General features: G+C 68.4%; 5 protein-coding genes. All 5 read left to right on the top strand.

Features of this window, described 5'->3' with window-relative positions:
- Positions 1-320 precede the first annotated feature (320 nt).
- Positions 321-2,729, top strand: a complete 2,409-nt coding sequence (locus AUCHE_RS17320; RefSeq protein ID WP_006503983.1) for an aldehyde dehydrogenase family protein — start codon at positions 321-323, stop codon at positions 2,727-2,729.
- The gene (gene betA / locus AUCHE_RS14035) at positions 2,726-4,522 is read left to right on the top strand and encodes a choline dehydrogenase (RefSeq protein WP_006503984.1); all 1,797 of its coding nucleotides are present in this window, start codon (positions 2,726-2,728) and stop codon (positions 4,520-4,522) included. The genes AUCHE_RS17320 and betA overlap by 4 nt, the downstream gene beginning before the upstream one ends.
- Complete coding sequence (gene betT / locus AUCHE_RS14040) at positions 4,519-6,630, top strand: choline BCCT transporter BetT (RefSeq protein ID WP_006503985.1); 2,112 nt, start codon at positions 4,519-4,521, stop codon at positions 6,628-6,630. Before betA ends, betT begins: the two co-directional genes overlap by 4 nt.
- A gap of 385 nt (positions 6,631-7,015) precedes the next feature.
- Positions 7,016-8,878, top strand: a complete 1,863-nt coding sequence (locus AUCHE_RS17325) for a choice-of-anchor M domain-containing protein (RefSeq protein WP_006503986.1) — start codon at positions 7,016-7,018, stop codon at positions 8,876-8,878.
- A 26-nt stretch (positions 8,879-8,904) separates the two neighbouring features.
- Positions 8,905-11,580 (top strand): TIGR03773 family transporter-associated surface protein, encoded by a 2,676-nt coding sequence (locus AUCHE_RS14050; protein ID WP_143115211.1) that lies wholly within the window; start codon positions 8,905-8,907, stop codon positions 11,578-11,580.
- The last annotated feature ends 113 nt before the right edge of the window (positions 11,581-11,693 follow it).

The following is an 11,693-nucleotide window of genomic DNA, read 5'->3' on the forward strand; positions in this document are numbered from 1 at the left end:
ACCCGGCAGAAGGCCGTCCGTGCGGATCTTCAGCACTTAACCCGAAGGCGAGTCGTCGACGCCCTCGGCGTACGGTGGGCCACACCATCATGTCTATGTGAGACCTTGTTATAGAGAGATATATCTCACATAAAGATCAATGTGTCCGGTGAAGGCACCCTCCACCACCACCTCGCGAAAACGCCTGGCCACCCCACGGCTCAGACGCGAACCCCGGGCGTATCCGGCACCGGCACCCACAGCGGCCACCTCGACACGCCTGGTCACCAGCCTCGCTAGGTTTTAGAACAAAACCCTGATAGCTCAACGAAAGAGCCCACATGACAGAACACTTCATCGATGGTCAGTGGGTGGAAGCCGCATCCGGCGACACCCGAACCATCCACTGCCCCGCCGACGGGCGCCAAGTAGCCGAGGTCGCCGAAGGCGACGCCCGCGACGCCGCACTCGCCGTGGCCGCAGCTCGACGCGCCTTCGACAACGATGAATGGGCCGCCGCCACCTCCACCGACCGGGCACAACTCCTCCACGCCCTGGCCGACCAACTCGAACACGACCGCGACCACGTCGCCGAACTCGAATCCCTCGACACCGGGAAACGCTTCGTCGAGTCCCAACTCGACATGGACGACATCATCTCCGTCTTCCGCCACTTCGCGACCCTCGCCCAAGCCGACGGCGGACGAGTCGTCGACACCGGCAACCCCCACGTCAGCAGCCGCATCGTCCACGAACCCGTCGGCGTCTGCGCACTGATCACCCCCTGGAACTACCCCCTGCTGCAAACCGCCTGGAAAGTCGCCCCCGCGCTCGCCGCAGGCAACACCTTCGTCCTCAAACCCAGTGAACTCACCCCCTCCAGCGCGATCTGGCTGATGCGCGCCCTCGAGGACCTGGGACTGCCCGCCGGCGTCGCCAACCTCGTCCTCGGCCCCGGAGCCACCGTCGGCGCGGCCCTGGTCGAATCACCCGATGTCGACCTGGTCTCCTTCACCGGCGGACTGGCCACCGGGAAGACCATCATGGCCGCCGCCGCAGGCACCGTGAAGAAGGTCGCCCTGGAACTCGGCGGCAAGAACCCGAACGTCGTCTTCGCCGACGCCGACCTGCCCGCCGCCATCGACAACGCACTCACCGCCGTCTTCCTCGACTCCGGCCAGGTCTGCTCCGCCGGAGCCCGGCTCATCGTCGAGGAATCGATCCACGACCAGGTCGTCGACGAGCTCGTCCGCCGGGCAGCGGCGATCCGTCTGGGCGGACCCTTCGAATCCGCCGCGGAGACCGGCCCGCTCATCAGCTCGGCCCATCGCGAGAAGGTCGAACGCTATGTCGAGGCCGCGCTCGCCGAAGGAGCGGTGCTGCGCGTCGGCGGGAAACGCCCCGACAGCCCGCGTTACGAGGACGGCTTCTACTATCTGCCGACCGTCCTCGACGGCTGCCACACCCGGATGCGCTGCGTCCAGGAGGAATCCTTCGGCCCGGTACTCACCGTGGAGACCTTCAGCGGCGCCACCCGCCAGGAGGCCGAGGACGCCGCCGTCGCCCTGGCCAATGACACCATCTACGGTCTCGCCGGCGCCGTGTGGAGCGAGAACGCAGGCCGCGCCGAACGGGTCGCCCGCCGTCTGCGCCATGGCACCGTGTGGATCAACGACTACCACCCGTACGTCCCGCAGGCCGAGTGGGGCGGGATGAAACAGTCGGGGATCGGTCGCGAACTCGGGCTCGCCGGACTGGACGAATACCGGGAGACCAAGCACATCTGGCACAACACCGACCCGGCCCCGGCGGGATGGTTCGAGAATCCCGAACCGGTGGCACCGGAGACGACGCCACCCGCGTCCGCCGACGTCCCGGAGGTACCGGCAGCGTCTGCGGAGTCGACGCCGGGTGCGGAGTCGACGTCGAAGACCGGGCCGAGCCCGGACGCCGAGCCGACGCCCACGCGGGCACCTGAGCCGGAGCTCGGACCCCTGTCCGGACCTATGCCCATCATCGAGCCCCTGGCGGTACCTCCGCTGTCGGATGCCGCTCTCTCCCAACCGCTTCCGGTGATCTCCCCGACGCGGTCCGAGCCGGGGACATCCACCGGATCGGCACCCGTCGAACCGGCGGAGCTCGCTGAAGAGACGAAGGAACCCGCCGGGGCGGAGGAAACCGCCGAAGAGGCGAAGGAATCCATCGAACCGCAGGAATCCACCGAGACCGAGGCGTCCACCGAACAACCCAAGACGTCCACATCGGCTCCCGAACCGTCGCCCGAACCGGCCCCCGCGCCGGAACCCGCGCCGGAACCGGAAACCGGAGCAGAACAGACCACCGAAGACGACACGGACACCCCCGCGCCGGAGAAGACACAGCACCCGGACCCGGCCGCGCCGACCGGAACCGACCAGGACGGGCCCACCGCGGAGGAACCCACCGCAGAAACTGCCCCGACGCCGACGCCGACGCCGACGCCACCGGAACAGGAGAAAGCCGACGTCAAGGTCACCCCGGCCGTAGCCGACGCCTTCACCGGGAAAGCCGGACGGTCGATCCTCGTCGACTCGGCCACCACCACCAGCCGGGTCGACATGCCCGTCGTCACCAGCCTGGTCGACATCCCGGTCGTGGCCAATCTCGCCGACCTGCCGATCCCGCTCAGCCCGGTCCCCAAGAGCACACCGGCCAATGCCGACCCCGCCGCCATCAACACCAAGGACGACGAGAGAGAGCACCACGGATGAGCATGACCCAGTACGACTACATCATCGTCGGCGGCGGTTCCGCCGGTTCCGCCCTCGCCAACCGCCTCAGCAGTGACTCGGGCATCAGCGTGCTCGTCATCGAGGCCGGCCGGAACGACAGCAAACTCGACCCCTTCATCCACATGCCTGCCGCGCTGCCCTTCCCCATCGGCAGCCGCTTCTACGACTGGAAGTACGAGTCCGAGCCGGAGCCCCACATGAACGGGCGACGCGTCTACCATGCGCGCGGCAAAGTGCTCGGCGGCTCGTCCAGCATCAACGGCATGATCTTCCAGCGGGGCAACCCGATGGACTACGAACGGTGGTCCAAGGACGCCGGGATGCAGGACTGGGACTACGCCCACTGCCTGCCCTACTTCAAACGCATGGAGAACTGCCTCGCCGGGGCCGACTCCTGGCGCGGCGGATCCGGCCCGCTCGTCCTCGAACGAGGCCCGGCCACCACGCCCCTGTTCGGCGCCTTCTTCGAGGCCGTCCAACAGGCCGGGTACCCCCTGACCGACGACGTCAACGGTTACCGGCAGGAAGGCTTCGCCAAGTTCGACCGGAACGTCCACCGCGGACGCCGGCTCTCCGCCTCCCGCGCCTACCTCCACCCGGTGCGGAACCGCAGCAACCTCGTCGTGGAGACCCTCTCCCAGGTGACCGGGCTGCGGATGCACCGCAACCGGGTCATCGGGGTCGACTACGTCCGCGCGGGCCGCTTCAAACGGACGGCACTGGCCGGCGAGATCATCCTGTGCGGCGGCGCGTTCAACTCCCCGCAGCTGTTGCAGCTCGCCGGGATCGGCCACGCCGACGAACTGTCGAAACTGGGCATCGAACCGGTCGTCGACCTGCCCGGTGTGGGCGCGAACATGCAGGACCACCTCGAGGTGTACATCCAGCACGCCGCGACCCAGCCGGTGTCGATCGCGCCCTATCTGGCGCACAAGTACAAACCGATGATCGGCGCCCAATGGCTCTTCGGTCGCACCGGGGTCGGCGCCTCGAACCACTTCGAGGCCGGCGGTTTCATCCGCAGCAACGACGACGTCGCCTACCCGAACCTGATGTTCCACTTCCTGCCGATCGCGATCCGGTACGACGGTTCGCAACCGGCCAGTGAACACGGCTACCAGGTGCACATCGGCCCGATGTACTCCGACTGCCGGGGCACCTTGAAGATCCGCTCGACCGATCCGTTCGAACACCCGGCGATCCAGTTCAACTACCTGTCCACGGAGAACGACCGCCGTGAATGGGTCGAGATGGTGCGCGCGGCCCGGGACATCCTCGAACAGCCGGCCTTCGCGGCCTTCAGCGGCGGGGAGATCTCCCCCGGACACGAGGTGGAGACCGACGAACAGATCCTCGACTGGGTCGCGCAGGACGCCGAGACGGCGCTGCACCCTTCGTGTACGGCGAAGATGGGCGTCGACCAGATGTCCGTCGTCGACCCGGCCTCGATGAAGGTCCACGGGGTGGACGGGCTGCGCGTCGTGGACGCCTCGGTCTTCCCCTATGTCACCAACGGCAATATCTACGCCCCGGTGATGATGGTCGCGGAGAAGGCCGCCGACCTGATCATGGGCAATACGCCCTTGCCCGCGATCGAGGCGCCCTTCTACCGTCACGGCGAGGGGATGCCGCTCTACCCGGCCGGTGACCCGCGCAACAACTCCTGGGACGCCCGTACCGAGCTGCCCTCCGCGGCGAGCGTCCGGCTAGCGCGGGAGTCCTCGGCCGTCCCCGATGCGACGACCCCGCGGGAGGCCGGAGCGAAGGCGTGAGTGGCTCGCCCACGACCGGGGTGGCGCTCGACCAGAGTGCCGCCCCGGTCGACGGGGGCCGCACACAGGGCGGAAAACCTTCCGCCGACAGCGATATCGCGTCAGAAAATCGGGTGAACCCGGTCGTCTTCGCCGGGTCCATCATCGGTGTCCTCGCCGTCGCCGGGGCGGCGATCATCGCCCCGGAGACCACCGGCCGGATCATCACCGACCTGGTCAACGCCACGGCGGGCGCCTTCGGTTGGTTCTACATCCTGCTGGGCACGGCCGTGGTGGCCTTCGTGATCCTGCTGGGTGTCTCCCGTTACGGCCGTATCAAACTGGGCCCTGACCATGCCCGGCCGGAGTTCTCCACCTTCTCCTGGGCGGCGATGCTCTTCGCCGCAGGTATCGGCACCGACCTCATGTTCTTCTCGGTGGCCGAACCGGTCACCCAATATCTGACCCCGCCCCGGGGCGCGGGCAGCACCCTGGAGGCCGCCGAGCAGGCCCCGGTGTGGACGCTCTTCCACTACGGGATCACCGGGTGGGGGATGTACTGCCTGATGGGCATGGCCCTGGGCTATTTCGCCTACCGCCGTCACCAGCCGTTGGCCGTCCGGTCCGCGCTGGTCCCGGTCTTCGGTTCCCGGATGGACGGCCCGTTGGGGCATGTGGTCGACGTGGCCGCTGTCCTGGGCACCATCTTCGGTGTCGCCGCGTCCCTGGGCATCGGGGTGGTCTTCCTCAACGTGGGTCTGGAGATCCTGTTCGGTGTCCCCCAGGGGTTGCCCGCCCAGGCGGCCCTGGTCGTCGTCGCCGTCGTGATGGCGGCGGTGTCGGCGACCACCGGTGTCGACAAGGGCATCCGGGTGCTCAGCCAGATGAACGTCCTGTTGGCGATCGGGCTGGCGGCCTGGGTGTTGGTCACGGGGAACTCCCAGTTCCTGTTGAACGCGTTGGTGCAGAACATCGGCGGGTTCGTGGTCGCCTTCCCGGGGATGAGCGCGCAGACCTTCGCCTACGACCAGCCCACCGAGTGGATGTCCTCGTGGACCTTGTTCTTCTGGGCGTGGTGGATCGCCTGGGCCAGTTTCGTCGGGCTCTTCCTCGCCCGGATCAGCCAGGGGCGGACGATCCGTCAGTTCGTCGCCGGGACGATGGTGCTCCCGTTCAGTTACATCGTGATGTGGGTGTCGATCTTCGGGAATTCGGCGATCGAGCGGATCCGTAGCGGTGACAGCGCTTTCGCGGCATTGGCGGCGGCGAAACCCGAGCAGGGTTTCTACACCCTCCTGCAGCAGTACCCGGCGCCGACCTTCCTGGTCGGGGTGGCGACCTTCGTGGGTCTGCTGTTCTACGTGACCTCGGCCGATTCGGGCGCCCTGGTCATGGCGAATCTCAGCTCCCGGTTGGCCTCGCCCTATGACGACGGCAAGCCCTGGCTGCGGATCGTCTGGGCCGCGGTGACCGGGGTGTTGACCATCGCGATGTTGTTCGTCGGCGGCATCTCCACCTTGCAGAAGGCCACCGTGGTGATGGGATTGCCTTTCGCCGTGGTGATGGTGCTGGTGATGGTGGGTCTTCACCGGGCGCTTCAGGTGGAAGGCCGTCAGGCGCAGGCTCGCAGGCACCGTTTCCCGCCGGTGTTGCCGGTGCGGGCGCCGCTGCCGGGTGGCGCGTCGGCGGCTGCGGGCCAGCAGGACATGAGCGCCTCGGCGTGGAAGGCACGCTTGGCCCGGGCGATGGAGTTGACCGATGTCGTCGACGCCGACCGTTACCTGGCCCGGGTGGTGGAGCCGGCGCTGCGTGCGGTCGCCGCCGAGTTCGTGCTGCGAGGCCAGCCGGCGGAGGTGGAGGCCGGTGAGGGCTTCGTCGACTTGCGGACGTCCGGGGCCGGGGACCATCCGTTCGTGTACCGGGTGGAACTCGACCAGGCGCCGGTGCCGGCGTACGGCGGTCGGATGATGAAGGGACGCAGTGCTTATGCACGCCTGGAGGTGCATCTGGCCAATGGCGGGCAGGAGTACGACGTGATGGGGTACAACCGCGGCCAGCTCATTCATGACGTCCTGGACCAGTACGAGGGGCATCTGGAGTTCCTCCGGTTGGAGGATGCCGCGACCTGAGATGTCATTTCGGTGTCCGCGATCTGTTTTCCCTGGCCGGAACGCCCGTCTGCTGTCATGCTGGAGGGCGTTCCGGCCCAGGTGTAGTGATGTCCTCTTGTGGGGACCTATCCGCCATCGGGCGCACTGAAGCCGGATATGGTCTGCCCGCAGGCATTTCGCCCGTCTGCGGCATCGGGACCGCCGGAGTGAATGTGGTGGCAGGAGCAGAAGATGAGGCCAGAGCGTATGGCCCCGCCGGAAGGCATCGTCGATGCCTTCGACCAGGCGCGTCGTGCTTCTCCCCGTGACAGCGGTGACCGGCGGAAGGGTGTACACCCATGACCTGATCCGACCCGAGATGCCTCACTGATCTTCCTCAGCCCCTCTATCGGAAAGGCTTCGCATGAAATCCCTCCTCGGGGGAGCGCCGTCGCGGCGACGTCACCTGGTGACGTTATGCCTGGCGACGCCACTCCTGGCCGTGACCGGCCTGGCCCCCTCAGTCGCCGCCGCTCATGGCGCGCCGTCGGTGGTCGTGCACGCCCAGGATGCCGCTCCCTCCCCGAAGACCGAGACGGCGGCCACACCGTTCACCGTGACCTTCACCCCCGGCAAGGACGCACGGACCGTTCAGGTGAAGATCGCCTTCGCCGACCGCGCACTGCGCGGTGCCGGGACGTTGAACAGCTACAAGGCGGGTGAGGAGAAAGCCGCCGCGTCGTGGAAGAAGGATGTCGCCGACGGCGTCTGGGAACACACCGTCGTGGACGCGGCGGCTGCCGCCCACACCCGGATGGTCTTCGAGTTCTCGCCCTTGGCCTCGAAGGACGGGGCGGCGGCGAAATCCTCACGGGTGCTCTTGACCGGCGATTTCGACCCGGCGAAGAAGTACTCCGCGCGCGGCGTACTGGCCGGGCAGGACGACCTGAAACGCCAGGTCGCTCAGCAGACCAGGACGGCCCCGCCGAAGCAGACCCCGGTGACTCCGAAACCGGCTCCTTCCGCACCGGCGACACAAACGCCGTCCACGCCGGGCGGGCAGAACAACAGGGGCGGGCAGAGCACCGCCCCGGACGACGTGGTGATCGAGGCCCCGGTCGGTGACGCCACGGACGGTCCCACGCAGCCTGCTCAGGACCCGGTCGTCGTCGACGGCCAGGGCGCACTGCCGAAGGGTCAGGAGCAGCAGCAACAGCGGCAGGCTCCTGGCCAGCGCCGCCTGGTGACCGAGGGCAAGGTGAACCTGCAGGCCGGGCAGGACGGGGATCGTCTGACCCTGTCGGTGACCGACGGTGATTCCGCTGCCGGCCGCCCGCTGGGTGAAGTGATCCTGGGCGTGCGCGACAGCGCCAAGTCGGTGCGTGGCGCCGAGTTCGGGGGCGCCGAGTGGAGCTTCCTGGGCGACAAGGGTTCGTCGGCTTTCGTCACCCCACCGGCGCAGCGTCCGGGCGTGGTGTGGCCGGGTTACTCGACGGAGAAGGTCGATTTCGCGGCCTTGTCCGGGCCGGTTCGTCTGCACCTGGAGAAGACGGCGGGCCCCGGCGAGGTGAAGTTGTTCACCTTGGACGCGGCGACCAAGAAACCGACCGTGCAGATCGACACGGGGGCGGGGGTGCGTGAGGTCGCGATCGACAAGGCAGCCCGCACCAACACCGGTTGGGTGTTCACCGAGGCCGGTTCCTACGACCTGTCGGTCCGGTACACGGCGAAGTCCAAGGACGGCCGTGACCTGGACAGTGGAACGCAGGTGTTGAAGGTCCTCGTCGGCCAGGACGCCATCAAGGCGGGCGGCGGCAAGGCGGCTCCGGCGCCGAGCACACCGGCGCCGAGCACACCGGAAACGGCCACGGAGGAGAACATCGAGGTCGGTGCGCAGGCTGCTCCGGCGGCCGACGAGGTCCCGGTCGTCCCGGTCGTGCCGAGTGTCCCGGTGAACTCCGGGATGCCCGCTGCTCCGGTGCTGCCGGCTCCTCCCGGACTGCCGGCTTCTCCGGGAACTCCGGCGTCCCCGGGGATTCCGGCGAGCCCGGGCGAGCCGGTTTCCCCGGCGGTTCCCGTCACTCCGGGTCATCCTGCTTTCCCGGGTGCTCCGGCGGGTGACAGCTCTCCTGGCATCCCGGGTTTCCCCGGTGGTGAGCTGCCGTACACCGGCGGTCCGATCCTGTCGATGCTCGGCATCGGCGGTGCGGCTCTGGCTGCGGGTTTCCTGCTCTTCCGGCGCAGCCGGAAGAGCTCGGTCGCGGGTGACACGGGCGGGACTCCATGAACGAGCCCTGGGCTCCAGGTGTCCGGGTGACCGGTGCACGCGGTGGGCGGGGAGCGGTGGCGGCCGTGCACGGCCGTTCTCGTCTCTCCATGGTGTTGGCCGGTTGCTGCGGTGTGGTCCTGGCCTTCCCGGCCGGTCTGGCGCCGTACGCGGCTGCGGCGGAAGCCACTCCGTCGGCTCCGGGCGCGTCGGCTGGGGCGTCCTCGTCGACGTCGAAGCCGGCTGCCCCGGTGCCGTCCTCGGCTGCTCCGTCGGCTCCGGCTCGGACGGCGGCGCCGGTGAAACCGACCGCTGCGCCGAAGCCGGCTGCTCCGGCGAAACCGACCGGTGCTGCCCTGACTGGTGCGGGTTCCGGCGCGGGGACGTCCGCGGCTGCTCCGGCCGCTCCGGCTGCGGTTCCGACGTCGGCGGCTTCCTCGCCGGACTCGGAGGCGGAGGAGGCTACGACGGCCACGGCTGCGCCCGCGGGCAAGAAGATCGACCAGGGCGACGTGGACGTCTTCGATGTCATGGTGAAGGACGGTGTCCTTCAGCTCGGCTCGGCGACGGGTTCCGGTGCGCAGCGTGTCAGCCACGACCCGGGCAAGGTCGTGTTCCACGTGAAACCTCAGGCGCATCGCACCGGTCTGCCGGAGGCGGTCGTGAAGGGCGGTGCCGGATATCTCCTTCCGGAGAAGAGCACTTCCGGACTGTTGCGTCCGTCCTGGAATGCCGCTCAGGCGCAGGCTGCCGGGTTCACCGAGGTGGATCTGAAGTTCACCATGGGGAAGAACCCCGGCGGGGTGGCGCTGTACACCGGAGGGTCTTCGCCTCAGCGGGTCCTCGCCGAGGGGTACGCCCTGCCCGGCACCTTGCAGGTCGGGAAGACCGGCCGCGGGGTCGCCAACTGGGTGTTCACCAAGGCCGGGACGTACACCATGACGGTGCAGGCCAGCGCGGTCAAGGACGGTAAGAAGGTCACGAGCCGTGCGGTGACGTACACGTGGGTGGTGGAGGCACCGGCCTCGACCCCACCGGCGACGACCCCGCCGGGTACCCCGAATCCGCCTGCGACGTCGAATCCGGTGCCGTCACCGTCGAATCCGGTGACTTCGGCACCGGGTCGTCCGTCGACGCCGGTTCAGGGGAAGGTCACCTTGAACCGGGGTGTCGCCGACCTGTTCTACGTGCGGAAGGGTCAGGGCGCTCTCGACCTGGCGGTTCGTGAGCACATCACCGGCCGTGGCGTGGTCCGCACCCCGGAGGATGTTCGCATCCTGGTGGGGGACAACGCTCTCCGTCAGGTTCCCCCGGGTTTCCCGGAGGCCGGTACGAGGGCTTATGTGCTGCCGGCCAGTGGCGATCAGAAGCTGATCCAGCTGGGGTGGAATACCTCCGCTCTGGAAGGAACCGGGTTGGGCGCCACGGACATCGAGATGTCGGTGAGCGGTCCGGGTCGGGTGTCGCTGTTCCGGACGAACAGTGAGCGCAAACCGGTCAGTGTGCTCACCCACCGGGGAATGGCACTTCCGGGCACCTTCCACCTGTCCAAACCAGCTCTGGAGCATGCCAACTGGTTGTTCTCCGCTCCGGGGACGTACACGCTGACAGCTCGGGCGACCTCGTCCGGGATGTCCAGCCGCACTGCCACCTACACCTTCGTCGTGGGCGGATCGGCGGGGGCCTCGACGGCTCCGTCGGCGCGGGGCGGCGCACGGGGAGAGGCACCGGTGGGTCCGCTCCCGGACGCACTGCCCGTGAACACGCCCGGCGGTTGGGGCGGATGGGCCGCTCCTCTCCCGCCGTTGGGCAACGATCTGGGATTGCCGCCGATCGTCACCCCGATCGGTGAACCGCCTCAGCCGGGTGAGCCGGTGGAGGTCGACCCGACGCCGATCCTCGACGGGGTCTGCAGCAAGCCGGGCGCCACGGGTATGCCTTCTGGCGTGGCCACGAGCGGGAACTTCGACATCACCCAACGGCTCGACGCGCAGGCGTTGCTGCCGATGATCAAGGACTCCCGCAATGCTCAACCCAAATTGGTTTCCCCGACGTCCATGGTGTTCGGGCTGGGCGACAAAGCCCGGCACAAGGCACCCGAGGGCATGGAGTTCATCGCCAAATCCGGGGAGAACGTGTGGACGATGGGCGCCACCCCTGAGGAGGGCGTGCCGCTGATCGGGGAGAACAGCCAGCACGAGAGCCTGATGAAGGAGGCCGCCGGCCCGGTGACGGTGACCTTGACGGCTGCTCAGGGTCCGGGGCAGGTGGCTCATTTCCTGCCTGGCCCGTTCGGTGGCGGTGTCGGCCAGCGTCTGTTCGACACGGTCGGCGGTACGACGTCCTACGCCCTGCCGCTCAACGCCCGCCAGGTGGGTTCGTGGGTGTTCACCAAGCCTGGTGAGTACCGGCTGACCTTGACACATTCGGTGAAGACGAAGCAGGGCAAGGAACTGGCTGCTCCGATGACGCTGAACGTGGTGGTCGGTGGCTGCAACACCGGGCCGAAGATCACGGCTCCGCCGAAGGCGGCGGTGTCGCAGCAGACGGCGGCGCCGAACCCGTCGCAGGTGGCTGCTTCTCGCGCCGGTTTCGGGGTGAAGGACGGCCTGTTGGCGGCTGCTCTGGCGGTCAACGCCGGGCTGCTCTACCTGTTGGCGCGCCGTCATCGGAGCCGTAAGGCCGAGGCCGCTCCGGGTGGGGACACCACCGGGACGGTCTGAGTCGGCAGGTACTTCGGGGCCGTGCCCCCGGGTGTGACGGTTTTCGCCGTGACATCCGGGGCGCGGCCCCGAGTCGTGTGCTGCTCCGATGCCGCAGGGCATCTTCTTCGGCT

The organism is Austwickia chelonae NBRC 105200 (assembly GCF_000298175.1).
GTDB classification, from domain to species: Bacteria; Actinomycetota; Actinomycetes; order Actinomycetales; family Dermatophilaceae; genus Austwickia; species Austwickia chelonae.

Excerpts from the sequence above, each read along its gene's own strand:
- AUCHE_RS17320 (WP_006503983.1), top strand. The coding sequence starts at position 321 with ATGACAGAACACTTCATCGATGGTCAGTGGGTGGAAGCCGCATCCGGC.
- betA (WP_006503984.1), top strand. The coding sequence starts at position 2,726 with ATGAGCATGACCCAGTACGACTACATCATCGTCGGCGGCGGTTCCGCC.
- AUCHE_RS17325 (WP_006503986.1), top strand. The coding sequence starts at position 7,016 with ATGAAATCCCTCCTCGGGGGAGCGCCGTCGCGGCGACGTCACCTGGTG.